The following is a 24,131-nucleotide window of genomic DNA, read 5'->3' as shown; positions in this document are numbered from 1 at the left end:
ATGAAACTTAAAAAACACGTTTTTGCAGCATTACTATTTTTCTCTTTATCGGGCGGTGCGTATTCACAAATGATTACGAACGATCCTATCCACACTGTAATTACAACCATTATCAAGTTCTTCCAAGAACCCAGCTTTGTACAATTGGTAGGTAATGTGAAGAAATTGGTTCAAATCAGTAAGTTCATACGTCAAGTTGGAAGGGGTGTAAGCTTGGCTCAGGAAGCGACGACTACGTTAAAGCTGATCAATAACTATGGAGCTGCGCTTGCTGCTGATAAGCACATATTATCATCAGAATATAGCGTGATATCGAAAGACTTTACAAGTTTTTCTAAGGAAGTAGCAAATATCACTAAGGATTTGGCCGAAGTGGTGCAACAGAAAAACTCTACGATGGATGATGGTTCAAGACTTGAGGGAGTGAACAAAGCTTCCGAAAGACTGCGCAACTTGAATTCGGAAATTAAGTCATACGTCGGAAAGATAAACTATATCTCACAACGAAGGGCATTCGGTATGGACGATAAAAGTGCCACTGCCCGTCTTTACAAGATTGCCAGTAATGTATCAGGAGAAGGTGGAAGTGGCTTTTCCGGTGTTGATGAGTTCCCAGGTTATACATTCGGAAACGAATATGATAATGAAGAAGTCGATTTTGACATTGAAAAAAAGATGGCTCAGGAGGCTGCCATGATTCAACAGCAACTTTATCAGGAGTTTAATAATAAACTTCAAATTGCCGAATTAGAGGCTCAATCACTTGCAAACATGCGAATACCAAAAACAACTGAGAACGGCTTCTATGCAATAAAAATGAGAGAGGGAGCCTGTCCAATGGTTCCTACTCCAACTGGAAACGGTACATTTTTCGGGACGACCATGCATTATGATTCAACGTCCGGAGTAACGGTAACTACTCAATATGAAGACAAAGGGAAAGATGATTTCAAGAAAGCTATGGCAGATTGGGAATACCAAATGGAAGAAATATGCGGGCCACTTTGGGAAGCTTACGAGAAAGGAATTGATATGCAGCGCAACATGCTTGTGCAGGAAACGGTAGCTCCGCTCAGAGATCAGTACACAAAAGAAATGAACGAGAAAATGACCGCAGCCGAAGCCGCGATTGCAGAGAAATATAAAGGGCAGTCCACGACAAAAATTAAAGAGAAAGAATAGCCCCTTCTCTAACATACACAATTAACATTGATCATATGAGCACATTTATGCTACTAGCTGACAGTTTCGGCAGCGCCGATCTATTGAGAGTAATAGATTTAATGTATACGAAGCAGGTAGCTGACAATACTTATGGTAGTGCTATTGGTACTGAGCTAATGGCCGCATCCAGGGGAATTGCCGGAATCGCTGGCCTATTTTACATTGGTTCAAAAATATCCGGTCAGATTGTAAGAAACGAAGGAATCAATTTTATCCCCCTACTCAGGCCCTTTGCCTTAATGATCTTAATAGGCTTGATTCCAGAGATTACTAATCTAATAGATGCAACGTTTAAGAAAGTTGCTGTTGCTGCGCAAGCGGACAGTGAGTCAGTTAAGCAAAGAGTTGCTGAATTACAGAAAAAAAGGGAACAAGCTGTTAAAAAGAAGTGGCAGCAAATAGAAGAAAATGAAGATGCATATAACATGGAATTTGGGGAGCCAGAAGACGATATGTTTAAATCAGTCAGCAAGGCTTTTAATATTGCAACTGGAAAAATGGCAGATGATTTCAAATCAGCTTTATATGACTTCACACAAGCCATACTCGCATTACTGGGAGATATTGCATACATAATCCTGTATTTGATCTCAGCAATATATCGTATAATACTAAGAGTTATTGCTCCATTAGCCATTGCTTTTGCCATTTTCGATGGTTTATCCAACAACGTAATTGAATGGTTTGGCAAATACATTAACTATGCCCTTTTGCCGATGGTGGCTGGAATATATCAAAATATCGCTGTCACTCTAAACATGGGGTTTCTGGATGAAATGATGATTTCTGGTGATATGTCTTCCACGCTTCCAGGACAAGATCCATTTGCCTTTGGGTTAGTTTATACCGGAGTCCTTATTATCCTTTTAGTACTCTACACACAAATACCATCCATTACAAACATGATAATGGTTGTCGGTGGATCATCCGGGATGATTCAGGGACTTACGGGAAAAGCTGCTGCTGGTGGTATGGCTGCAAAACGGTTCGGAGGTATGAGAATGGGCGGTGGTTCAATGGGTGCTGCTAGTATGGGTGGAGCTGGACCAATGGGATCAGTTGTACAGCAAGCAGGAGCATCACGCGGTATGGGTAATATAATGGGATCAAAAAATAATGATAGTGGTAGCCAAAATGGTGGCGGCTATCCATCAGGAAGATCCGGATCTTTTTCGGCCAAGCCAGCACCAAAAACAGCAACAGTTAGCTAATGAAAAAACCATCATTATACCAATCGTATCTCCGAGTGCAACTGGAAGCGATAATTATTACAATTCTTGCTTTCACCTTGACTATCGGATGTTTAGCCTGGTGCTACAAATATTATGCAGACGAAACAGCAGTGTTCTATGTGCATAACCGAGGTGTCACTATACAGGTGTACGACGAGACAAAAAATAGAACTGAGATCATCATTCCAAACATCAAAAAAATAAAAAAATGAATGAGCTATTAAATATGGAGAAGGGGCATCAACGGAACAGACTACTGGTAATTACAGTGATCGTTGGTTGCATATTAATTTGCATTGTTTCGGTAGTGCTCGCTTTTAAACAAGTTCATGATTCAAGTAATCGGATATATGTGATTAACAGAGGTGTTGCACTAGAAGCGTTTAGCGCAAATGTATTAGAAAACCGACCTGCAGAAGCAAAATTCCATGTAACTCGCTTTCACGAGCTGTTTTTCACTTGTCCGCCTGACGCAAGGTCAATTGAAGCGAATTTTGTTAAAGCTTCCTTTCTAGCAGACGAATCTGCAAAGCGAACGTTTGACAGATTAAAGGAAGATCAATTTTATCAAAAGTTGATTCAATCAAATACAAATCAGAAAGTTACAGTTGAAAGCGTCGATGTAGACTTGAAAAAATATCCTTACACGGTAAGGACAATTTTTAAAATAACCCAAGAACGAGCAACCAATAGAAGTACCCGCATATTGGCCTCAGAAGCAACCTTGGTTGACGTTACACGATCAGAGGTGAATCCCCAAGGTTTCCTTTTAAGAAACTTTACAATTACTCACAGAAGTGATCCTAAGGAAGAAAATGTGGGAGCTGTCAGGTAAAAAAATGTCTTCAAAAATTAACCCTGGTTGAACAATGATTCTCAACAATTTTAAAAGAAAAGATAAAAAACCGGCAGACGAGAAACAACTATCTGGTTATCAGTTAGGTTCGACTATCCGTGAAAAGATAGATGCCCAATTCCAGATAACAGGAAACAAGCTAAATTCTTGGCAGGACATAATTGGAAAAAAAACGACAAGTGGAATTGTCATTTTCTTGTGGGTTACCTCCTTCTGCTACTTCTTATATTCTATTTTATCAGTAATAATCAAACACTAAAATGGCAGCAACTACCGAAATAAAGGCTGAAAAAGCTAAGGCTCTTTCGAAGCCATCGAAGCACTTATTCATGATACTCCTACCCCTTCCTTTTCTAGTTGGAATAGGTATTGTCGGCAACCAGCAAGGATGGATTGGAGGCCCTAAACAAGAAGTAAACAAAGAAGTAGGTCTGGATCTGGCCATACCGGATGCAAAAGTTAAAGAGTTGAAGAAAGACCAGAAGTATGATGCAGCAGCCAGTTTACCGGGAGATATGCAGCCGGTTTCTGGCCTGGGAATAACGCTAGATGACAATGCGAACATCAATTCCCGCATGATGGCAGGTGATAATAATAACGTTAGTGGATTGGAACCGAATACCAAAAGTGATGTCGAAAATTTTGCAAAATCAATTGGGGCAGCAAATAAAGGGACTGGCACTTTGAGTTCAGAGGATATGAAATTGACCAGCCAGCAAAGAAAAAACAAGGTGAGACAAAGCAGTATCGCGCAGCAAAATGCCTACAATCGAGATGTTAACCGGACAGTTAACAATATGTATAATAATCCTGCTGCTGAGCGAGAAGAAAGAGCTGAGAAGGCACGAGCGATCAGAGAAGAAGAACAACGACTTAAAGCAAATGACAAACTGCTGGCCATGCTAGATAAGCAAATGAACCAACAAAACCAGCCGGTGCAGCGGCCTATGAATGTTTCCCAAAACGCAGTTCCAAGAAATTATTCTCCTCGAAGAAATAAAGGACAGAATTCTCAAAGCAGTGATGAATATAGCGTAGAAGTTAACACTTCTTCAATCGGAACAAATGGGAGAGAAGGTGGGAATGGATTTTACGGATTGAACGGCAGTAAGGTGAAAAACAATCGACCATCAAAAGTTAAAGGATCTATCCGGGCCGTAGTACATGGTGACGGAGATGGGATTACAGTAACAAATGGTTCATCAGTTTCTATCCGGATGCAGGATGAAACCCAAATTATGATAGAAGGAGAACCACTAATCCTGCCACAAAATACTTTGGTATACGGAATTGCCCGAATTACCGGAGATCGTATAGATATATCCGTTAGCACAATTAGAGTGAATAACTTCATCTACAATGTAAGCCTTGTAGCTTATGATTTGGATGGCCGCAAGGGTTTGTACGTTCCTGATATGAGAATTAAGCAACAAGTAAATAACTCACTTGCACAAAGCTCGACGCAGATGATGTCTCCTTCATATGTAATGGGCGGGTCGGTCGCACAACAAGTTGGAGGTCAGCTCGCCAGTCAGGGCGTTAATATGGTGATGCAAACAGGTAGAAATGTGCTTCAAAGAAAGATGCAGCAGCCAAAGGCTCAGGTAAGACCCAACTACCAGATTCTGTTAAGAGCGGGTAAAAATAACGAAGAATCTGAGACAGAAGAAGAAACTGATTCTGAGATCATTGAATAAAAAAACATCAAAAATTTAGCAAAATAGAAATCAATAGTCATGAAAAAAATACTTTCAATTGTACTCATGCTAGTTTTAAGTAAAAGCGTAATTGCTCAGGATAATGCGCAGATAGTGAGCGATTCACTAGATTCACTGATACCAAACAGTTTATCAAAAAAGAGTAACTTAAAACCAATAGTAATTGACCCCCACCCTTTCATCTTGCCGATTGCAAAAGCATCGGTAAGAGGGAGCTACCCTGTCGAGCTATCATTTAACAAGACCACTCACATAGTGTTTCCTAGTAAAATAAAAGATTTCGATGCCGGAAGTGACGTTGTAATTGCTACTGTTCCGGAAGCTGTGCTCAATGTTCTTCGTGTTAAAAGTGATGTAAAGGGCTTTGTGGAAGAAACAAATATGACTGTTCTAACAGAGGATGGAGGACTTTACAGTTTTTTAGTGCGTTACAATGAAAACCCAGCGGTGTTCAACATTAACATTTCAAACAATATAATCGCTGATTATGAAGCAACGAAGGCATTAGGAATAGGTGCTGGTTCGAATAGTTCTCCAAACACTTATGTACTTGCGGAAGGCAATTATGTAGAAGAAGCATTGAAGGCTTCCTCTCAAAAAGTTGTAGATAAGAAGAATTTCATCCGGCATGTGGGGGCCAAAAAGGACAATTTTGAAGCTCTCGTAAAGGGTTTATACCTAGACAATAATAATGTCCTGTTCATGAAGCTTCAACTCCGGAACAAAAGCTATATGCCTTATAAAATTGATTTTATCAAGGTGTTTGTCAGAGATAAAAACTACGTCAAGAGAATGGCTGTACAAGAGGAAGAAATTAAAACTTTAATGTCTTATCCAATTACTCCTGACCAGCTAAACGGCTACTCAGACATTGATAAAGTGATCTCATTCCCCTATTACACACTCGCGGATGGTAAAATACTAGAAATTGAAGTCTATGAAAAAGCCGGTGGCCGCCATGTAAAGTTCCAGTTGGACAATCAGACATTACTTCAGGTAAAAAATCTATGATCATGAAATTGATAAAACTCACAATATTATTTTTGTGCCTTTCGGTTACTTATGCTTTTTCTCAGGTACATGTTAAAGGCAGTAGATTCTTTGACATTGCAGCTGGTACTGTTGATGGCATTGATCATAACCTTAAAAATGACAACTCAGGTTTTTGGGTATCACTTGGCACAGGTAGATACAACAAATTTGAAAATTCTTGGAGGTGGAACTTAGACTACTTGCAGAAGACGTATGTGTTCAGCCCTGATGGACTTAATACAGGAACAATCCCGGTACGTCATTACAGTGTTCAATTTGGACATGGCTTCAAGCTTATCAAAAGCAAAAGAAGAGTCTTTTATCTCAATGCCATTCCACAGTTACTTGCTGGTTATGAAAGTGTTAATAACAATGTTAGCGTAGCCGGTAATTACCACATAAACAACAAGAATAAATTTCTGATTGGTGGAATGGTCGGAATAGAAATTGAAATAGAACACTTCACAATCCAGGCAAAACAGCGCTGGCTCCCTAAGTCAAGCACAAAGATATTCCACACCCAGCTGGGAATCGGTTACCGTTTCAATAGATAGTGTAAACAATAATTATAGCTATGAAAAATTTAAAATATATGTTCGCAATATTCTTCGGAATAGCGATACTGACAGGATGCGAAGGACAGTTAAGCCTAACGCCTATGGAAGATTACGGTGCAACGCCAGGCTTTCCTGAATACAACTTTTCTTTTCGGGCAATGGATGCGAAACTGGGCCGGGATACAAGCTATGTCGTAATACCAACTGACACAATTAGCAAAAGTAGAGTTACCTTCCTTGAACTGTACTTAAAACAGCTTACTTTCAGCAAAAATGTAAATTATAAAATAACCTATCAAGTCGATGAAGGTACTGACGCTAGCTTGGTGTACCGGTCGCAAGAAATAAGAGCGAATGACTGGCTCAACGTGACAACATCGAATTTTGCCAAAGACAAATTATATATTCGATTCATTCCCATAACCCTTGGGCAGACATCAGTAAGCATTACCTGTACTGACGATGCAAAGAAGTCAAAGACCTTTAAAAAGACCTTTTTTATAGTCAAATAAAGACTTAATTTTGACTTACGAATGTTAAATTTTAAGAGGTTTAATTTTTCGCGCCCCAATACCCTGTCAGGTTTGGGGCACTTTATCATTTCCCATACCCTACTTAATTTGCTAGTGTTTTTTGCGCCGGCACCAGGTGTGGCCAGCTGAAAACCTAAGCAAAATTGACAAGATCTTTGACCAGGATAAGAATTTTCTTAGGCGTTGATTCACTGATCAGGCCGGGAGCTAGGGAAGTTGATTAGCAAAAGCTTAGGCTTTTAAGAAAGGTTACATGTAGTATTCCCGACAACGGGTATCCCATTGCAGGGCTTCGAACCAAGTGCTGCAAAAAAATGAAGTTTTACCTCAATAAACAGCTATATCACGGCAATCATCATGTATCAACCTTCCAAAATCCGCCAGAAATCAGACTTTGAAAATGAATTAAATGTAGTATTTGCGACAACCGTCCTAAAATTAGTATAGGTGATAAATTAAAATGAAACAGCTGGCCGGATCAATAACCAGATTAAAATTTTTCAAGTAAAAACAATGAAACGTTTCTCGCTAAGGATGAGGTTTTCGTTACAAATGGGCGAAAACATACGCTAAGTAACTAGTTACTTAGTTTCGGCTTTCTTAATGGTCGTAAACCGTTGTCTCCAAGCTCTGGATTTGTATTAAAGGAATATTTGCCCAATCGGTTGATATGCTCAAAGGGTGCAGGGGAGATAAACTCAAAGTCATTTTCGTCAACAACATATCCTTCCTGGTGTAATTGCTTGATAATTTCCTGCTGATACACTGTGTTCCAGACCAGGATAATATTCGTTATCAGATTCAGGCTCCTGACAATTTTTTGTTGTTGCTCTTCTTGTTTTCTGCGGACAATCCCATCACTGCCAAACCACAGGTAAAGCCTTAGGTTATGAAGCTGTTCTCCTTTGATCAGCTGTGTATTTATCTTTCTGCGTAAAGGCAGGTTAAGCAGGTATTTGAGGATAAAGTTGGTTTTAATCAGCTGGCCGTAAGCTTGCAAAACATACATCAAGTTGTTTTGACGTGGATAAGACTGGAGTTTTGAAATCAATAATGAAGCAGTCACTCGTCCCGATTTAATAGAGGCAGCGACTTTTAAAAGTTCGTCAAAATGTTGTTTTAAATATTCCGGATTAACACGTCCGGTAAATTTCAATGCAGGATATTCCCATTCCTTATCCTTTATTTTACACAACCTCTGATCTTTTATGTCCCGGATCCTTGGGCAAAAATCCATTCCTAGCAAATCAAACAAGGCAAAGATCAAATCTGAATAACCAGCTGTATCAGTGGTATGTTCGAGAATGGGCAAATCGGTTTCATTTCCAATAATTTCATCCAAGACATATGTGGCATCCCTTTCAGTTGAAGAGATGCTACGGCTGCCATACTGGCTATACTGATCAGAAGTATGCGTATAAAAGGTAATGCCTTTACCGTATCCAAAGTAATTGGGTAGTGCTTTCGCATTACGGATTTTTCCACTGGTCGGGAAGCGCTGTCCGTCTGAAGATGAAAGTGTACCCCCTCCCCAATAACCGCTTAGCCATTGCTGGTAATGAAAATTAACAAGAGTATCATTTGCCTTTTTAAGATTTTCTTCTGACAGATAGTTATTGCTTGTCCACCAAAGTGATTGATAGTCAAGTTCACAAGACCTGGCTAGATCCGATAAGGGTAAATTACAACCCGCAGCAAACACAGCAGCGTATAAAAGGGACTGGTGCTCCGGGTTGCGCGGTTCGTTTTCCAGGCCGTGAAGATGTTCTGAAAAGTTTATCCATGCATCTACTTCTTTTATGATATCAGTAATATTGACTTTCGGGAGCCGCTGATTAATCTGCTCTCTAAGGGCTTTTGCTGAAAGGGGAATATTTTCTGCCGGAAGTGCTGGCACTACCAATACACCTTCTTCAAGCCGTATTTCTCCGCCGGCATTAAGCAGTTCATCAAGTGGTTTTAACAGTGATTCCAGTTCATGTAAACGCTGATCAATACGCTCGGTGGGTAGAGAAGGCATTGACATTTGACTACAAAAATCCTTCCGTAGCAATTCCCATTGAGTTTTTGAAAGAAGCAGCGAATTGAAGTCAGCATATTTTCGGGAAATATTTATAAATACATCCCCGGAACGGAGCCGGTCACGTAAGTTAGCCAAGGCACATAATTCGTAAGGCTGGCGTTGTGGGAAAATTTCGGGCTGCTGCTGATCGTTTTCAAAAACCAGTTTATTCCAGGAAGGCGTTATAAAATCGACCGGTGTGTCATCAGGTAATTTCCTTTTCTTTCCAGATTGTAAATCAGTTAGTATCTCGATAACTTTCTGAAAACCATCTTTCGAATGTGCAATTTGAAAATCAAAGGTTTTGAGAAGGTTCGGTGTAAACTGTTTCAAATTGCCATAATAATTATTGAGGTAGTATAAATGGGTCTGCCTGATGGGACGTAGTGCGGACCTTGTAACAAGTAATGCCTCCATGAGAACTTCCTTTGGATATATCTCAAAAATTAAACTCCGTAACTGGTCGTCTGTAACAGTATCGTTAACAATGATGCTGACTGCCTGGGACAAAGTTTTCATTGCTTCGTTCTGCGATTTGAACAAGGACTGCTGGTAGATATCCAGTTCCTTTTTTGAGCCATTAACAATGTGCTCCCAATAATCATCAAACATTTCCAGCACTTTATCATTTGTATCCATCAGGCTTTCATACAGAAAACAGATTAAAATCGGGTACCTTCTGGTAGCGTTCAATCTTTGTAAATACTTGTTTGAAACATTCCTGGCTATTTGTGTTAATCTTTTTCTCCGGTTTAGGCTTATGACCGACAAGTCCCATTCATGGACGTTAAATGATTTCAAAAAGTTTATCTTCTCCAGCGTTTGATTGATTGATCTTGGGGTATTACTGGTAGGTACCTGGCAAAGCCATCGATGCAAAGTAATACCACGGAGAATATCCAATTCTAAAATTTGAGTCAGCCTGGATTTCATATCTTCGGTCAAAAGCAAACTGAACCTGCGGTATGTTTCCTGGTGCAGCTGTTCATCCAGACTCCCTACAATTCGTTCCAATGTTCCAATCGATGGTCTCAAAATTCTTTCCTGTCCAAGCTTTAAACAAACTTGTTCGAGCAATATGGCTTCATTATCATGCTCCATACCTTTGTTTAAAAGCCATGGCGCTAGCCAGAGTTCATCCATGGGTTGCCATCTGCGGAACTTTAAATATCTTAGTACCAGATTCAAGTGTTCTGTTCTGGTTGCATCCCTGTTTCCGTATAGTGCTAATCGTTCAATATTGATATTTAGATGATCACATACCATTGCAGCTACATTTGCCGGAATCTGTACTTGCCATTTGTCGGGAAGAAAACCCATGAAGCGGACAATACCTGTTTGAAGGGCAATCGCTAGCCGGTTATGTTCCCCTCTGAATGATTTAAGAAAAATTTTATCATGATGCGAAATCTGAAAAAATTGCATCAAATCATATTCAGATATTTCCATGGGTACCCGCTCGTAGCGTTCACGCTGCGCCTGGTTTAAAAATAGTGATGCCATATGAAAAACAGTTATCAAAAAGGGTATCAAAATCTACCACGCTTGAAATAGGTTTAAAGCTTGTTTTTTGATATCAAAAACTATCTTTGTAAAGGAACTCCTTTTTGATAGGCAATTAAATGAAAAACCAGGTAATTCAAACCAAACGGGTAGCACTATATGCAAGGGTATCCACCCAGGATAAAGGACAGGATCCGGAAACTCAGTTAACCCAGTTAAGAGAATACGCATCCAAGCGTAACTTTGATGTCATTGGGGAATTTATAGACTATGCATCCGGAACAACCCAGGACAGGATCCAGTATAAATTAATGATGGCCGCGGCCAAAAAGAGAAAACTGGATGTAGTTTTGGTTTGGCGGTATGATCGGTTTGCACGTTCTACCCAGGCACTGGTTAATGCAATGAAAGAATTTCAAAGCATGGGTATCGACTTTATATCCTATCAGGAAAATATTGACACCACCACACCAACCGGTGAGCTGATATTTCATGTGATGGCTTCCCTGGCTCAATTCGAAAGTTCGCTGATCAGTCAAAGGGTAAAAGCGGGTATGGCTAGGGCAAAAGCACAAGGAAAACGTATTTCGCGGCCGACTATATCAATAGATCGGCAAAATGAAATTTTTGAATTACAAAAGTCAGGGTTATCAATGAACAAGATTTCTAAACAGCTAGGGATAGCCTATGGAACTGTTTACAACTACCTATCAAGATCAAAAGATACAGTTTGATCCCGTTACTTTAAGCTCAATGTTGGCGTGGGTTTTTCTAAATCTCCTCATAAAAAGTTAACAGATTACGATGGAGGTCAAGTGCTGGAAATTCCCGGTCTCCCCATGGTTGCTCTTCCACAACAGTTTCGGCGTCATATATAACGCCTTGCTTTTTATATTCGTCGTACAACTCATCAATACCTTGGACTTCAATCCGGCAACTGGCCGTGCCTGCCAGAAAGCTCTCGGCCCCACTGCAGATTGGATCTGCAACCAAGGCTAAGCCCTTGTTCTTCCAGCTCTCATCCGAAGATGCCCATAAATGGATCTCAATTTCATCGCGGACTACCTTGGCAAAGCCGTCGTCATAATATGGTGCCGTGAAACCCAATTTTTCAGAATAAAATTTTACGGACTCTTCAATATTTTGAACAGGAAGGGCCGGAATTGTTTTCATCATTTTCATGGCATTGATATTATATTGTTAGGCACAGCATGACTTGTTCATTTGTATCGGTGGGCACTTCACCGTTCCATAGGTGCAAAATACACAGCAATCACCCGCAGCTGGCCTTAGCAATGTCTTGCAATTTGTGCACTCGTAAAAGTACATACATGCATTAACCGGCATCGTTTCAGCGTATTTGGTATTGCAGTGCGGGCAGGAAATTACAGATTCTAATATTACATTCATAACTGCCTAGTTTGTTTCAACGACTTTATATCCGGTAGCATCGACTGCTTTTTTAATTGCTGCCAGTGATGTTTTTGTACTGTCATACTTAACGGTTGCATTGCCTTTTTTGTACGACACCTGAACCTGCTGTATGCCTTTTAACTTATTGACTTCCTGTGTGACATGATGTTCACACCCTTCACAGGTCATCCCTTTAATTTTTATAATGGCTGTTTGCCCTTTCTTGGAAATGGGTTGTTTTACTTCCTGTTTCTGATGATAGACTAGTCCAGAATAACTCGGGAAAGTAATGAGTAATACTGCTGCAAGGGTTACCATGCTTAAAAACTTTTTGGTTTGCATAAATGGTTTGTTTTCAGGTTCGCAATTACATGAGGCTTCGGAAACTGGTTTTAACTGCTGATACCAGGCAAAACCTAAAATCAATACAGTACCAACAATAAAATAAGGACGAGCAGGCACAATCCAATCAAAAGTTGTTGCCAGGCTGCTTGTCCCGGCCACCATGGCCAGTAACGGTGTGATACAACAAACAGAACTTGCCAATGCAGTAAGAATACCGGCATTAGCGGTAACTTTGGGTGCTTTCATACTGCTATACTTTCTTGATTGGGAATATGCATAAATAATTGGTTAATGACATCTGCCTGATCAGGTATGATCGAATAAAAGATGGTTTGTCCGGATTTTCGGGTACGTACTAAGCTGGCATCTTTTAATTTACGAAGATGCTGAGAAACAGCCGGAACCGTCATATGCAAAATATCGCTTAAATCGCAAGGACAAAGCTCATTCTGCTGCTGGAGAAGATAAAGTATTTTTAGGCGGGCATCATTTCCAGCAAGTGCATAGACCTGAGATAATCGGGTAAAAGCGTCTTCATTTTCAAATAATATTTCCTTACATACCTGGATCTGCACCTGATCAGCGAACAAACGGATACAGCTATTGGCTTGATCTAACTCTTTTTCCATATTTGCCTATGATTTTAGACAAATATAATCATATTTAAGTATTTGCTTAAATATGATTTTTCTGAAATATTGAAGATCCCAAAAATCGGCTGACAATTGTAGATAATAACGGATTGACTGTAAAGCTCAGATGTTAAATGGCAGCGGTATAAACTAGTAACTTAGTTTCTTAGCGTATGTTTTCGCCCATTTGTAACGAAAACCTCAGGATCAAAGGTTAGCATCTTATAAAACGGGTTACATGTAGTATTTCGGACAACCCATTCTTCTTCTGACATTGTGGTTAATATGGATCACATCAGGAGCCGGTGCTCGCTTAGGAGCAATGGACATCATCTTCTTAAAAGCTTACATGTAGTATTTCGGACAACCTATACACTGCATTTCCGTCTAAAACCCCTCCAAACATGACGCTAAGATTTGCGTACAGAAGGATCATGCTTTAGAAAAATATTTTATTGAAATCTGCTTAGCATTAAAAATTTCTAAAAGTCAGAGATCTCAATTATCATCTTAATATTTACAGCCTATTTTATCGGCTGCACCGGGCTTTACGTGTTTAAGGTTGAAATCTATATCATATTTGATTGCAAATGTCACCAGAGCGACAATATGAGCCTTTAAAAACAACATAGGATTGTAAGACAGATCCAGTATTAGCAAACTGATCCACATGCAACTTAAAAATCCGGCTGATATCCAACTTAAAACAAAAATGCATCGGCCTCCGGCGTCTATTTTCCTTTCCATGATACAAGTTTTAAAATTCAATTAAATATAATACAATAAAATGTAATATACAATATATTGTATTAGTGTATTTTAGTCTTTTTAAAAAATATATTCCTTTGGTAAGTCTTGCTGCTGAAAAAAAATCAACTAACTATGTTATTAGTTCAAAAAGTTTCACATTTCTTTTTCCCATTTGTTCAAATAATTAAATCATGAGCGAAAGCGAATACCGCTTTTCTTCTTTCTTTTTATAATTTTTATAATGGTATATAATATTGGTGTAGTATTCTGGACACCCCCCCCTCTCAGTTCGCTGGAAACGCAATAAATTGAGGTTTCTTACATGTAGTATTCTCGACAACGGATCTTCGATTTTACCTTACATGTAGCATTCTCGACAGCCGGCAAAATTTACATGTAGTATTCTCGACAGCCAAAATTGATTACACGTAGCATTCCCGACAACCTACTTACTCTACATGTAGTATTTCTGACAACCGATTTTCACTTTTTTGTGGATAACTTCGAAAAATAAGCACTTACATGTAGTATACCCGACAACCAAGGCGAAAGCGCGATTTCAGGCGAATGCAGACCTCAGTCCAGGAGTAAAGGCATTTTAAACAAAAAGGGAGGTGTAAACTAGTTACATCTCCCTACTAAGAATGACGATGCACTTAATTTAAGATGCTATGAGCCTTAATTGAAGTATTTGACATTTTTAAGTCAGCATCCCAAATGGAAATATGCTTTTTATAAGCTAATAAATAACAATTCATGAATACACTTCTTTTTATGGCCCAATCAGCACGAGGATTTGTTACCCATCTTTGGAAAGGATCTGATTCGTCCTCGTTGAAATTCAAGACTCTTTTCCCATAAAGGTTTGAGAATTCTGTTTTTAAGTCAGCGGACAGTATGCTATGAAAATGATGATCGGCCTTGGTTTCTCTTAATTGGACTACACCTTCTGGCATAAAGTCCACTTTAATCCAAAACCCACGTATATGCTTATCATCACTTCCGTGTTTTATCACAAATTCATAGGCAATCTTCAATCCTCCCTTTTCAATCAAATTATTGAGATACTTTGTGATTAGGCGCTTACGTTCAGCAGGTTCCGAAAAATGAACATCGCAGATCTTACAAAGAAAATCCACAGAATACCATGAATATTTTACCCTATCACTGATATTTTGATGCATTGCCTTGGATAGCATGAGGTACAATGTCTTCCGGCCATCTCCCCCCTTCCCTTTTCCAACTTTTGGATATCCCGTTACCTCGAAGGTGTAGTATCTACTTATAAATCCATTTAAAAAGTCTTCACTTAATCTGATATCATAGACCTTGCTATTACCATTTTTAGTATCCGTTGTGATCTTTAATTGTTTAATAATTTGGATACCTTCCATTTCAACTGTCCTACCTTGGTTAAGGTAGGAATATGCTTTGGAAAAGATGAGATTTCGACTCTGTAAGAGGTGCAATACGTAATCAAATACAGAAATGAACTGGTGGCCTTTGTATTCAATAATTTCCGCACTCTTATCAGTAAGATAAGAATGCTTTGAAGATAGCTCACGTCTATCTCGACCGACAACTTTAATGAAGTCTGACATCGTGAATCTTGTGAATCCAAATATATCAGTTTTCAGACTAGTACTAATAAATATGATAAAGTCCCTGGCGATTTCATGATCCCTTCCGTAGGTCTTTTTAAGCGCATCAAGGTTATCCGCTATTGCTCTGTCGATTCTACTTATGACACGAGTATCAGTAAGAGGCAGCGTCAAAGCTAAAGATTGTTCGTTCATTGCTTATCAGATAGTTGTGAATAGGTATCAATCGAGTTTGCAAAAATCGTGGTAATAGATTCAAGGCTAACATTTAAGAATTTAGACAAGGCTATAAACTCGCTAAGTTTAAAAGACTCAGGATTATTAGACTTGTAATTAGTAAAGCTTGTGGGATTTTGATTTAAAGCCCGCGCGATATCAGCTTTTGATACCTGCTCGTAAAGATCATTGAGATTATTGATCTTCCCGTGACTTATCAAATGTGAAACTTTTGTGATATCCTTCATGAGTATAATTCTAAAAAACCCTTAAAGATATACATTTTTCTATATATGTATATATATTTTTATATACTATCGACATTTTTTGTAGACACATCTGTTACCGTCAGCTGAACACCCAAAGCAGCTAAGTATCTGAACAGAAATTTGGACGTATAATTATTATTTACCTTCGGATCACCTTCTATCGAGCTAACCTGTTCAGGGCGAATTTTTGCCTTTTTAGAAGCCGCATATACCGTCCAACCAAAATCCTCTCGAATACCTTTAAGCACCTCTGAAAGATCCTTTTGAGCTTTTACAGCTATATCCTCAATTTGTAATTCGTTATTCTCGACAGTAGGACTTTCAGTTTCTAAACTTGCGTAGAATTCCCTAAGCGACCTTAAAAGCTTAATTTTAATCTTTTTCTGTTCTTCCTCAGGAAGACTCGCAATAAGCTTATTTAAGTCCAGTTCGTCTATGTTACTCATTTTAGATCCTTTTTAGCAGAACGCTTAAAAAAAGAAAGAACAATATCTCTCATGAGCATAGCAATAAAACCTAAAACAGCAGATCCCATCGCTATTAAGATTGCATTTTGTATTATTTCATTCCAGTCTCTCATATCAAAACCTAATTAATTATGATGAATTTTACTATAGCATCAAACCTCCTTTGTACTCCCATGAATGATTCATAACTCCGCTCCCTGCTACTTTAAAAGATTTGTTATCAATTCGTTTACCGTCTTTATAAACATTAATAACAAACTCTGCCATTTCACCTGAGTCTTCTTTGGGTTCAGTATTAAATGTAACTTTTAACAGTTCTAATTTTTTAGATGACACAAACACATACTTTCCGTTGATTAACGCAGCTTCACTTAAAATAGGACCGGTTTCAACTGCTGTACCTTCATAAAACAAGGGCTGGCTAAACCCAATCTCTTTTTTATAGTCTTCATAACTTCCAGACTGAATGTATTCAACTTTAAATATAGAGCCAAGTTCAGGCGTAACAGTTTCAGAATCATCAGAACATGAAAGAAATAAAATGGAAGCCGACAACATTAAAAAGTATTTTCTCATAGGATAGTTATAGATGTTATAAATGCAAATTTATATTTTTTAAATAAAGATATTGCCTACTCTGGCTTCATAAATCTTAAACATCTTACTACCCAGCAATAGAATTACGATCTTCTAATACATCTATGATAAATTAATTTAAGAGTTTATCAACGCCGGATTGTCAACCAGGACAGTGCTAAAAATATGAAAATAATCAAACATTACAATATATTGTAGTACTTGGTTATAAATGTGCCGTGGATTAACAAGTAGACGTATAGTATACGTTACGTTATCTGAGTTGTAAGTTAGCCGCTACGAACAAATCACTACGGATTTCGTTCGAGACCTTCCCACCAGATGAAGTCTTACTTAGTTGATCAGTGTGATCAGACAGAGATAGTGAAGGTGACACTCAAAAAGCTTATAGTTCTAACTCCCATTTACATGTATGATTTACGGCAACCGAATAAGTGACATCGTGTCACTTATTCCAATAAAAATTTAGCTTATGCGTAGGTAAGACTGGTTGCAGGTTGGCACCTCAGTAAATGGTGTCATTCACGCATATGCAAGAAAACATTTTACATTGGTATATATTGCAAGTCAAATTTCACAAATACAAATCAAGATGGCATCAAAAGACATCCGGTTTTTCTTACCAGAAGAAAACCAGCCAAAAACAAAAGAGAAAGTCAAAGCAAAGGCGCTGCCGACTGGCTACATTTCCAACGCAGGCAAAATCATATTCCCAGCAGCTTCGATTGAAGAACTCGGGATTGAGCCCGATAGTACAAAATTTCAGGTTGGGACTGATCAGGGGAAACGTAAGATCAAAAATCTTTATTTGATCCCCACAGATCAGGAAAATGCTTTCTCTATTGTCCGGACCGGGCGCGGGTATTCCCTTCCATTAGAGCTCATACTTTCCAAAGGAGGCATTGATTACAACGCTACCAAATATACGTTTACTGCCTCGATCTTCGACCATGAAGGTAAAGCAGGTTACGCTTTGGCGATATCACCTGAGACGATCGTTGCAAAAGCACCATATACCGGTAAGCCACGGGGCCGCAAGCCAAGAACGGAGTTAGAAACTGGTAATTGATCAGGAAAATGTATTTGGTGGTAAGCGAATTCAAGAAGGTGACCAAGTCACTGCAATAGAGTATCATGCAACAACAGACCGCATATCTGAGCGAGTGGGGAAACAACACACTGGATTTTTCTAAAAAGACACCTTCTGGATTACCTGCTACTACTCATTTTATTGTATCGGCAATTATCCCGGCAAACCCGGGTGCACCAGAGTTACAAACAATTCTGGATGCAGTCAGCCAACGCCATTTCAATGGTGGCCGCATAGATTCTGACGCGGTCGGAAACGATCACAACAGACGGAAAGCGATATTGGAAGATCTTGACGAAATTGATTTCAGGATATTTGCTTTGATCCTGGATAAGCGCCAGTTAAGCGGCCAGGGTCTCAGGTTTAAAGGTTCGCTTTTTAAATTCATGTATGGCCTGGTCGACCGCGAACTTTTCAATATCTACCCGGACCTGGAAATGATCACGAGTCAGCCCGCTGACGAAAGCTTTTTGAAAGGGTTCATTGGTTATGTTCAGCAGAGCCACATCCCAAACCTTTTTAATGAATCCGCTTTTGGTTTTACCCAGCTGCAGGATAGCTTACTGGTACAAACGGCAGGGTTTATCGCAGGTAGCCTTGCCAGGTGTTATGATGAAACGGTTATCACTGATCAGCGAACAGAGTTCATAGAAGTTCTTAAAAGAAAACTGTTAACCATTAAGTTCTGGCCAGATGCTTTTGAGCACAACCTGGCAAACCCGCCAGTGCCCGGCCCCGCCTATGATCCACTGCTCGCGGAACTGAGTGTAAAACTGGCAAACAGTTTTCTACAGCGGAAGTCTTCTGACCGTGCACTGCAAAGCATCGACCAGGTAAGTTGTCTGGGCTATTTGCTGTTTCATTTCCGGCACATCAACCCCACCAGGTATATTACCAGTTTCGAGCTGATGGAACATGTGGGGGCCAGAAGGGGAAAAAATGTTTCCTTGCATTACTTTCAGACAAAAGTGATAGCGCCTTTGCGCGATGCCGGCGTGCTCGTTGCCAGCAGTTCACGTGGTTATAAGCTACCAGCAAGCCATCAGGACCTTTATGATTTTGTCAGTCACAGCAACACGATCATCGAGCCCATGCTTTCGCGGGTTAAAAAATTTCGAGACCAGATCGTAATGTCCACAGACGGAAAGTTGGATATTTTAGCGGCTGATGAATACGCCCTGATCCGGAAGGTGGTTGATTAGAAAACAATAAATAATGGTTGACTTAAATCTTCAAACGATCATTTATGGGGTTCCAATAGTATTTGGACGAAATGTATCGCTAAGCATTTACCCTTAATTGCCTTAAGTTCCCATTCAACCCATTTTCATCAAAATCAAAGAAGTATTTTCCTAGCCTGTTGATATGAGAGAACCTTGCTGGGGACAAATGAACGATATCATCTTGGTTTACAATATACCCTTCTTTCCGTAATTCATTCAAGACCTCCTGCATGTAAATTGTATTCCAAAGTATAACACTATTGGTTGCTACATTCAAGCATAACGCCTGTTCTTGCTGTTGTTCTTCTTGTTTCTTCCTAATTTTGCCGTCCCCTCCAAACCAGAGGAAATTCCGGAGAGAATGAAGTGCTTCGCCTTTATTCAGTTGCGTGTTGATTTTTCGCCTCAACGTCTGGCTTAACAGATATTTCAGAATGAAAATAGTTTTAATAAGCCTGCCGTATTCCTGCAGGACATACGTTAAATTGTTTTGCCTTGGATAAGACTGCAGCTTGCCAATAAACAATGAAGAGGTAACATATCCCGATTTCATCGAACCGGCCAATCTCAATAAGTCGTCCCATCTGCCTGCGATATAATCTGGATTTATGACACCGGTAAATTTCAAGGAGGGATATTCGAAATCCTTGCCTTTGATCTTAGAAAGTTTTTGATCTTTGATATCCCTTAGCCTGGGTGAAAACTGCATTCCCAATAAATCGAACAACCCAAATACCAAGTCTGTATAGCCGGATGTATCTGTAGTATGCTCCAAAATATTTAGTTCAGTTTCATTATTTAGGATTTCATCCAGTACATACATAGCATCTCTTTCAGTCGAGGCGATAACTTTACTTCCGAACTGGGAGTATTGGTCAGCGGTGTGCGTATAAAACGTGACCCCCTTGCCATACCCAAAATATTTCAGTTGGGCTTTTGCATTTCTTATTTTACCGCTTACCGGGAAACGCTGTCCATCTGAAGAAGAAAGGGTACCGCCTCCCCAAAGATTAGAAAGCCATTGTTTGTGGTGATAGTTCACTAAATGGTTATTGGCAAGCTTTAACGTGTCTTCTCTATGATAACTTCGGATCGACCATAACAGATCATAGTATTCGATGTTGGCACTCCGGGCCATATCCACCCAAGGTATGTTACAGGCATTGCTTAAAAGCGAGGCATAAACACGGTGGATCTGACCAGTTTCCGGACACTTTCCATCATGTATCGAAGTAAGGTGATTTGTAAAATTTGTCCATGAATTGACTTCCATCAAAATCTCTGGAAGGTCTACAAGTGGCAAACGGGAAGAAATAGCGTTTTCAAGTTCATATACGGAATCCGGAAGTTCCTGTGCCTGCAACCGGGGGACTACCAATATCCCATCTTCCAGGCGTACTTCATCGGTTCCGACCAACAGGTCATTTACCAAAGGCAGCAAATCTTCGAGTTCTTTGATTTTACCGTTTATATGCGTCAACGCATCTGGTGAAATATAAAGCTGGCTGCAGATCTCCTCTTTCTTGATTTTCCATTGTTCTTTTGGGATCAGGTACCCATCAAGATCAGCATACCTGCGGGAATTGGCAACAAAGATGTCGCCCGAGTTGAGTTTGTCTTTTAGCTTAAAAAGCACGCACCATTCGTATGATTGTTTGATTCCTTCTCCTTCCTCGTTAAAAACATATTTTGACCACGTGGGGGTTATGAAATCTAAGGGGGCGTCATCAGGGATTTTCTTACGGGAACCGTTCTGAAGCCCTAATACAATCTCAATAGCATACAAGAAGTTATCGTCCTGGATTCCAGAAAAGAAAGTCAGCGTTTTAAGGAAATTGCCGCTGAACTGCCGGAGCCGATTGAAGTGGTTGTCTAGAAAGGACAGGAAATTGTTCCTGGCAGGTTTTAAAATTTCTTTGGTAACCGAGATTGCTTCGTTCAGCTCGGTTTTTGAGATATTGCTAAATACTTTTGTCCTGATTTGTTCCGGAGGGATTTTTTCGTCGGCAACCATTGTCGCTACGAAGCTTAGGGTAGCCATCGCATTGTCTTTGGCGTTCACGGTCTCTTGTTGATAGATTTCAAGTGACCTTCTGCATTTATGAAAAACGTCATTGAGATAGGCTTCAAACATATCTAAAACCGAATCTGTAACGTCGATGAGGTTCTAGGCAAGAAATGCAATAAGTATCGGATACCTTTTTTCAGGGTTCATCCGCTGGATTTCCTGATTGGTAGACCTGCGGGCTTTTTGGGAAAGAAACTTTTTACGATTGGGGTTTAGTACCGTTAAATCCCATTCTGTTATACCGATATCAATAAGGTACTGATATTTCGTCAACGCATTGTTTAAGGTAGACGGTGTATTGGAACTAGGAGATTCTTTTAGCCAGCCAAAACGGGTAAAAGTATTTCCCTCTTCAACAATGAGCAAGGCATCTAGCCGTATTTTAAGTTCATTGTTTAAAATTAAGGATAGCCTCCTGTAAGTTTCGGTATATGCCTGGGCACGTACCGAGACCACCATTCTTTCAAGGGTTCCGATCGCAGGCCTCAATATCCGGTTTTGGATAAGCTTCTCGCAGGCCAGATCCAAAAGCAGGGTCGGCTTATCATGTTCCAGCGAACGTTCCAGAAGCCAGGCGCAAATCTTGAAAAATGGAGGTGTTTTAATATAGATTGGAGGTGATCTGCACGGGTGTTACGCCTGGCACTATAGTTTTTCAGGTCTGATGGCAGGGCCTGAAGTTGTCCGGACAAACATTCCAAAACAAGTTTAGGTATACTCTTTTCCCACTCATCAATAAGGAAGCCCATAAAGCGGATCAGACAGAGCTGACAAGCGAAGCCCAGCCTTTGTTCATTTCCCCGCTGTTCTTTGATTAAGGCAATATCGCTATCTGATAAATAAAAGTACCGGTTCAGATCTTCCGGAGAAATGGAAGAAGGCACGTACTCATAGCGTTCTCTTTCTGTATGTGTAAGGAACTGGCCGGCCATAGGATCATTGATTAATTATTCTTGTTTTGCCTTGGGCTTTCTGACGGCCCGGTCTACGTTTAAATAATCAAGGTAGTGGTAAACCGTGGCCCTGCTGATGCTTACTGCCTCACAAATTTCATTTATGGATTTTTTTTCATCGAGGTACAAATGCTTTACGGCAGCTGCTTTTACCTTTGCCTCTTTGGTCAGGCCTTTCTTTCTGCCACCGACCCTTCCACGGTTCCGTGCTGCCGCTAGTCCGGCAAGCGTCCGTTCTTTGATTATTTCTCTTTCAAATTCAGAAAGCGAAGCGAACATATTAAAAATCAAACGGCCTTGGGCTGTAGTGGTATTGATCTGGTCTTGAAGGCTAAGAAATCCTATGCCTGCTATTTTGAAATCCGATACCAACGTAAGCAAGTGTTTTAGGGATCTGGCCAAACGGTCAAGTTTCCATACGACAACAGTATCCCCCTTTCTTAAGTTGGAAACCATTTCTGATAATTTGGGGCGTTCTTCAATTGATGCACTCAACTGCTCCTGATAAATCTTTTCGCAACCTGCTTTTTTGAGGGCATCGAGCTGGAGGTCTAGGTTCTGGTCTTGGGTCGAAACCCGGGCATAGCCGATCATCATAAGTTTAATAAAACGTCTTAACGGTATATTAATTAAATATACTAATATTTTATACTTACGAAGAAGAGCCGATTCTTTTAAATTTTGCCTTTCAAAGGGTTTTATTGAAAATTTCCGGTTCCCTTCTATAGGTATACTTTAACGACCGTTTTACTCTCATCAACTGATGATGAAAATAGCCCGAAAAAAGTTTTTTCCGGGCTATATCTCAAAAGGGTTTTGCCTCCCTTATTTAAGCTTTGAAGAAGCTTTTTTAACGGAAGCTGTCTCTTGGGATTTTTGACAGCAAGAAGGAAGAGTTACTTTCTTCTGATCTACAAGCTTACACTTCGAAGTACCCTTATCCGGGCAGTTCTTTACCAGCTTACACTTAGCTGTTCCTTTGTCCGGGCATTTATCCTGTAAGGGGCTAAAAGCATACATTGAACCTGCTGTAAAAAACATTACAGCGGTTACTAATCCTAAAACTTTTCTTTTCATATGTATTTATATTGATTGTCCTACTCCTGCCTGGCTTAATTGCTCCCTGGTAATTCCGCCTTCAGCTATATCTAGCTTCTCACCATTCACAATAACGGTTGGAAGCACAGTTACCTTATATTGCTTTAACTTGTCTGTATAAAATTCCGGGTCTGTCTGCCTGGATAAATCATATACTTCTACCTCGCAATTACTGCAAGCCATCGACTGAACCAATTCTACTACCGGCTTGCAAACCGGGCAACCTGCTGTAAATACTTCTATCTTTCTTTTCATAATGCATTTAAATATCTACATCAAAGGTCGGTTGGTACCCGGGGAGGTCTCCAAATCTTTTTTGAATTTATTCATCAGCTCGTAAGCAGATTGAATTTCCCTCATCTTTTGGGTTAGTTCCTCTTCAGCTAGTGTCGGAAACTGAACTCTCAAAGATTCTATCGTTTGCTCCTGACCACAATTACCGGGGCAGGCCTGTATCACTTCAGAAATCTTAGAAGCTAATGATTTTCGAAAGGTTTCATCTACAAGAAGAGTTTGGGCTGTTTCAAGGGCTTTCGTAACTGCTTTAAATTGATTTAAGATTTGCTGGGGGTCTTTACCCTCGTCCAGCATTTTGACAATGCCTTCCACCTGTCCTTTAATTGTGTTCAGTCTATTTTTAACGTCTCGTGTTAAGTCTTTAGGTAGCATGTCCATAAGGCAAGTTTAACAGC

At 39.8% G+C, this 24,131-nt stretch carries 26 protein-coding genes and 1 pseudogene; 10 read left to right on the top strand and 17 right to left on the bottom strand.

The window, feature by feature from the left end:
• The 7 genes from ACTIE6_RS00330 (at position 1) to ACTIE6_RS00300 (ending at position 7,131) form a co-directional block, all read left to right on the top strand.
• Positions 1-1,182, top strand: a complete 1,182-nt coding sequence (locus ACTIE6_RS00330) for a hypothetical protein (RefSeq protein ID WP_439554727.1) — start codon at positions 1-3, stop codon at positions 1,180-1,182.
• Positions 1,183-1,217: 35 nt separating this feature from the next.
• The gene (locus tag ACTIE6_RS00325; RefSeq protein ID WP_439554726.1) at positions 1,218-2,435 is read left to right on the top strand and encodes a type IV secretion system protein; all 1,218 of its coding nucleotides are present in this window, start codon (positions 1,218-1,220) and stop codon (positions 2,433-2,435) included.
• Positions 2,436-2,664: 229 nt separating this feature from the next.
• Complete coding sequence (gene traK, locus ACTIE6_RS00320) at positions 2,665-3,291, top strand: conjugative transposon protein TraK (RefSeq protein WP_138484432.1); 627 nt, start codon at positions 2,665-2,667, stop codon at positions 3,289-3,291.
• A gap of 281 nt (positions 3,292-3,572) precedes the next feature.
• Complete coding sequence (gene traM, locus ACTIE6_RS00315) at positions 3,573-5,009, top strand: conjugative transposon protein TraM (protein ID WP_439554725.1); 1,437 nt, start codon at positions 3,573-3,575, stop codon at positions 5,007-5,009.
• Between the two features lie 39 nt (positions 5,010-5,048).
• Entirely contained in the window at positions 5,049-6,041 is a 993-nt protein-coding gene (traN, locus tag ACTIE6_RS00310) for a conjugative transposon protein TraN (protein ID WP_139011947.1), read from the top strand.
• Positions 6,042-6,043: 2 nt separating this feature from the next.
• Positions 6,044-6,616 (top strand): conjugal transfer protein TraO, encoded by a 573-nt coding sequence (locus ACTIE6_RS00305; protein WP_439554724.1) that lies wholly within the window; start codon positions 6,044-6,046, stop codon positions 6,614-6,616.
• 20 nt (positions 6,617-6,636) lie between these two features.
• Positions 6,637-7,131, top strand: a complete 495-nt coding sequence (locus ACTIE6_RS00300; protein WP_439554723.1) for a hypothetical protein — start codon at positions 6,637-6,639, stop codon at positions 7,129-7,131.
• Between the two features lie 598 nt (positions 7,132-7,729).
• Here ACTIE6_RS00300 and ACTIE6_RS00295 read toward each other — a convergent pair.
• Complete coding sequence (locus ACTIE6_RS00295) at positions 7,730-10,717, bottom strand: Tn3 family transposase (protein ID WP_439554722.1); 2,988 nt, start codon at positions 10,715-10,717, stop codon at positions 7,730-7,732.
• Positions 10,718-10,836: 119 nt separating this feature from the next.
• On the opposite strand from ACTIE6_RS00295, the gene ACTIE6_RS00290 reads away from it, so the two are divergent.
• Complete coding sequence (locus ACTIE6_RS00290; RefSeq protein ID WP_139012239.1) at positions 10,837-11,451, top strand: recombinase family protein; 615 nt, start codon at positions 10,837-10,839, stop codon at positions 11,449-11,451.
• A 37-nt stretch (positions 11,452-11,488) separates the two neighbouring features.
• Here ACTIE6_RS00290 and ACTIE6_RS00285 read toward each other — a convergent pair whose 3' ends face one another.
• From ACTIE6_RS00285 to ACTIE6_RS00245, 9 genes are all read right to left on the bottom strand, one after another.
• Positions 11,489-11,893, bottom strand: coding sequence for a bleomycin resistance protein (locus ACTIE6_RS00285; protein WP_439554721.1), 405 nt, complete (start codon positions 11,891-11,893; stop codon positions 11,489-11,491).
• A 24-nt stretch (positions 11,894-11,917) separates the two neighbouring features.
• Complete coding sequence (locus tag ACTIE6_RS00280) at positions 11,918-12,127, bottom strand: GDCCVxC domain-containing (seleno)protein (protein WP_139012237.1); 210 nt, start codon at positions 12,125-12,127, stop codon at positions 11,918-11,920.
• 6 nt (positions 12,128-12,133) lie between these two features.
• The gene (gene merTP / locus ACTIE6_RS00275) at positions 12,134-12,721 is read right to left on the bottom strand and encodes a mercuric transport protein MerTP (protein ID WP_139012236.1); all 588 of its coding nucleotides are present in this window, start codon (positions 12,719-12,721) and stop codon (positions 12,134-12,136) included.
• Positions 12,718-13,104 carry an ArsR/SmtB family transcription factor gene (locus tag ACTIE6_RS00270; protein WP_139012235.1) on the bottom strand — a complete coding sequence of 129 codons (387 nt, stop codon included), beginning with the start codon at positions 13,102-13,104 and terminating at the stop codon, positions 12,718-12,720. Before ACTIE6_RS00270 ends, merTP begins: the two co-directional genes overlap by 4 nt.
• Positions 13,105-14,513: 1,409 nt before the next feature.
• Positions 14,514-15,653 (bottom strand): hypothetical protein, encoded by a 1,140-nt coding sequence (locus ACTIE6_RS00265; RefSeq protein ID WP_439554720.1) that lies wholly within the window; start codon positions 15,651-15,653, stop codon positions 14,514-14,516.
• Positions 15,650-15,922 carry a hypothetical protein gene (locus ACTIE6_RS00260; RefSeq protein ID WP_138484419.1) on the bottom strand — a complete coding sequence of 91 codons (273 nt, stop codon included), beginning with the start codon at positions 15,920-15,922 and terminating at the stop codon, positions 15,650-15,652. Before ACTIE6_RS00260 ends, ACTIE6_RS00265 begins: the two co-directional genes overlap by 4 nt.
• 59 nt (positions 15,923-15,981) lie before the next feature.
• Positions 15,982-16,389 carry a hypothetical protein gene (locus ACTIE6_RS00255; protein WP_439554719.1) on the bottom strand — a complete coding sequence of 136 codons (408 nt, stop codon included), beginning with the start codon at positions 16,387-16,389 and terminating at the stop codon, positions 15,982-15,984.
• Complete coding sequence (locus tag ACTIE6_RS00250; RefSeq protein ID WP_166444646.1) at positions 16,386-16,523, bottom strand: hypothetical protein; 138 nt, start codon at positions 16,521-16,523, stop codon at positions 16,386-16,388. The genes ACTIE6_RS00255 and ACTIE6_RS00250 overlap by 4 nt, the downstream gene beginning before the upstream one ends.
• A gap of 31 nt (positions 16,524-16,554) precedes the next feature.
• Positions 16,555-16,986 (bottom strand): beta-barrel fold lipoprotein, encoded by a 432-nt coding sequence (locus ACTIE6_RS00245; RefSeq protein ID WP_439554718.1) that lies wholly within the window; start codon positions 16,984-16,986, stop codon positions 16,555-16,557.
• A gap of 613 nt (positions 16,987-17,599) precedes the next feature.
• Here ACTIE6_RS00245 and ACTIE6_RS00240 point away from each other — a divergent pair.
• Complete coding sequence (locus ACTIE6_RS00240) at positions 17,600-18,076, top strand: hypothetical protein (protein WP_439554717.1); 477 nt, start codon at positions 17,600-17,602, stop codon at positions 18,074-18,076.
• Positions 18,077-18,141: 65 nt separating this feature from the next.
• Positions 18,142-19,299 carry a hypothetical protein gene (locus ACTIE6_RS00235; protein WP_439554716.1) on the top strand — a complete coding sequence of 386 codons (1,158 nt, stop codon included), beginning with the start codon at positions 18,142-18,144 and terminating at the stop codon, positions 19,297-19,299.
• A gap of 79 nt (positions 19,300-19,378) precedes the next feature.
• On the opposite strand, the gene ACTIE6_RS00230 is transcribed toward ACTIE6_RS00235, so the two are convergent.
• The 7 genes and pseudogenes from ACTIE6_RS00230 to ACTIE6_RS00200 all read right to left on the bottom strand — a co-directional run bounded on the left by ACTIE6_RS00230 (position 19,379) and on the right by ACTIE6_RS00200 (position 24,108).
• Entirely contained in the window at positions 19,379-21,481 is a 2,103-nt protein-coding gene (locus tag ACTIE6_RS00230; protein WP_439554736.1) for a Tn3 family transposase, read from the bottom strand.
• 6 nt (positions 21,482-21,487) lie between these two features.
• On the bottom strand, positions 21,488-21,847 hold the full coding sequence (locus ACTIE6_RS00225; RefSeq protein ID WP_439554737.1) for a hypothetical protein: 360 nt from the start codon (positions 21,845-21,847) through the stop codon (positions 21,488-21,490).
• A 48-nt stretch (positions 21,848-21,895) separates the two neighbouring features.
• Positions 21,896-22,320: pseudogene (locus ACTIE6_RS00220) on the bottom strand (DUF4158 domain-containing protein); the annotation flags it as partial.
• Positions 22,321-22,335: 15 nt separating this feature from the next.
• Positions 22,336-22,938 (bottom strand): recombinase family protein, encoded by a 603-nt coding sequence (locus tag ACTIE6_RS00215; RefSeq protein WP_291036736.1) that lies wholly within the window; start codon positions 22,936-22,938, stop codon positions 22,336-22,338.
• Positions 22,939-23,166: 228 nt separating this feature from the next.
• A complete protein-coding gene (locus ACTIE6_RS00210) occupies positions 23,167-23,418 on the bottom strand; it encodes a hypothetical protein (protein WP_291036734.1) in 252 nt (83 codons plus the stop codon).
• A 6-nt stretch (positions 23,419-23,424) separates the two neighbouring features.
• Positions 23,425-23,694: a thioredoxin family protein gene (locus ACTIE6_RS00205; RefSeq protein ID WP_291036733.1), complete on the bottom strand. Its 270-nt coding sequence runs from the start codon at positions 23,692-23,694 to the stop codon at positions 23,425-23,427.
• A 15-nt stretch (positions 23,695-23,709) separates the two neighbouring features.
• Positions 23,710-24,108 carry a metal-sensitive transcriptional regulator gene (locus ACTIE6_RS00200; RefSeq protein ID WP_439554715.1) on the bottom strand — a complete coding sequence of 133 codons (399 nt, stop codon included), beginning with the start codon at positions 24,106-24,108 and terminating at the stop codon, positions 23,710-23,712.
• Positions 24,109-24,131 lie beyond the last annotated feature (23 nt).

Origin of the sequence: Dyadobacter sp., assembly GCF_051859145.1 — a bacterium.
Lineage (GTDB): Bacteria > Bacteroidota > Bacteroidia > Cytophagales > Spirosomataceae > Dyadobacter.
This window is presented reverse-complemented; position numbering and strand designations above follow the sequence as displayed.

What these genes read in the sequence shown, in the direction of transcription:
- ACTIE6_RS00330 (WP_439554727.1), top strand. Translation starts at nt 1, where the DNA reads ATGAAACTTAAAAAACACGTTTTTGCAGCATTACTATTTTTCTCTTTA.
- ACTIE6_RS00325 (WP_439554726.1), top strand. Translation starts at nt 1,218, where the DNA reads ATGAGCACATTTATGCTACTAGCTGACAGTTTCGGCAGCGCCGATCTA.
- traK (WP_138484432.1), top strand. Translation starts at nt 2,665, where the DNA reads ATGAATGAGCTATTAAATATGGAGAAGGGGCATCAACGGAACAGACTA.
- traM (WP_439554725.1), top strand. Translation starts at nt 3,573, where the DNA reads ATGGCAGCAACTACCGAAATAAAGGCTGAAAAAGCTAAGGCTCTTTCG.
- traN (WP_139011947.1), top strand. Translation starts at nt 5,049, where the DNA reads ATGAAAAAAATACTTTCAATTGTACTCATGCTAGTTTTAAGTAAAAGC.
- ACTIE6_RS00305 (WP_439554724.1), top strand. Translation starts at nt 6,044, where the DNA reads ATGAAATTGATAAAACTCACAATATTATTTTTGTGCCTTTCGGTTACT.
- ACTIE6_RS00300 (WP_439554723.1), top strand. Translation starts at nt 6,637, where the DNA reads ATGAAAAATTTAAAATATATGTTCGCAATATTCTTCGGAATAGCGATA.
- ACTIE6_RS00295 (WP_439554722.1), bottom strand. Translation starts at nt 10,717, where the DNA reads ATGGCATCACTATTTTTAAACCAGGCGCAGCGTGAACGCTACGAGCGG.
- ACTIE6_RS00290 (WP_139012239.1), top strand. Translation starts at nt 10,837, where the DNA reads ATGAAAAACCAGGTAATTCAAACCAAACGGGTAGCACTATATGCAAGG.
- ACTIE6_RS00285 (WP_439554721.1), bottom strand. Translation starts at nt 11,893, where the DNA reads ATGATGAAAACAATTCCGGCCCTTCCTGTTCAAAATATTGAAGAGTCC.
- ACTIE6_RS00280 (WP_139012237.1), bottom strand. Translation starts at nt 12,127, where the DNA reads ATGAATGTAATATTAGAATCTGTAATTTCCTGCCCGCACTGCAATACC.
- merTP (WP_139012236.1), bottom strand. Translation starts at nt 12,721, where the DNA reads ATGAAAGCACCCAAAGTTACCGCTAATGCCGGTATTCTTACTGCATTG.
- ACTIE6_RS00270 (WP_139012235.1), bottom strand. Translation starts at nt 13,104, where the DNA reads ATGGAAAAAGAGTTAGATCAAGCCAATAGCTGTATCCGTTTGTTCGCT.
- ACTIE6_RS00265 (WP_439554720.1), bottom strand. Translation starts at nt 15,653, where the DNA reads ATGAACGAACAATCTTTAGCTTTGACGCTGCCTCTTACTGATACTCGT.
- ACTIE6_RS00260 (WP_138484419.1), bottom strand. Translation starts at nt 15,922, where the DNA reads ATGAAGGATATCACAAAAGTTTCACATTTGATAAGTCACGGGAAGATC.
- ACTIE6_RS00255 (WP_439554719.1), bottom strand. Translation starts at nt 16,389, where the DNA reads ATGAGTAACATAGACGAACTGGACTTAAATAAGCTTATTGCGAGTCTT.
- ACTIE6_RS00250 (WP_166444646.1), bottom strand. Translation starts at nt 16,523, where the DNA reads ATGAGAGACTGGAATGAAATAATACAAAATGCAATCTTAATAGCGATG.
- ACTIE6_RS00245 (WP_439554718.1), bottom strand. Translation starts at nt 16,986, where the DNA reads ATGAGAAAATACTTTTTAATGTTGTCGGCTTCCATTTTATTTCTTTCA.
- ACTIE6_RS00240 (WP_439554717.1), top strand. Translation starts at nt 17,600, where the DNA reads ATGGCATCAAAAGACATCCGGTTTTTCTTACCAGAAGAAAACCAGCCA.
- ACTIE6_RS00235 (WP_439554716.1), top strand. Translation starts at nt 18,142, where the DNA reads ATGCAACAACAGACCGCATATCTGAGCGAGTGGGGAAACAACACACTG.
- ACTIE6_RS00225 (WP_439554737.1), bottom strand. Translation starts at nt 21,847, where the DNA reads ATGGTGGTCTCGGTACGTGCCCAGGCATATACCGAAACTTACAGGAGG.
- ACTIE6_RS00215 (WP_291036736.1), bottom strand. Translation starts at nt 22,938, where the DNA reads ATGATGATCGGCTATGCCCGGGTTTCGACCCAAGACCAGAACCTAGAC.
- ACTIE6_RS00210 (WP_291036734.1), bottom strand. Translation starts at nt 23,418, where the DNA reads ATGAAAAGAAAAGTTTTAGGATTAGTAACCGCTGTAATGTTTTTTACA.
- ACTIE6_RS00205 (WP_291036733.1), bottom strand. Translation starts at nt 23,694, where the DNA reads ATGAAAAGAAAGATAGAAGTATTTACAGCAGGTTGCCCGGTTTGCAAG.
- ACTIE6_RS00200 (WP_439554715.1), bottom strand. Translation starts at nt 24,108, where the DNA reads ATGCTACCTAAAGACTTAACACGAGACGTTAAAAATAGACTGAACACA.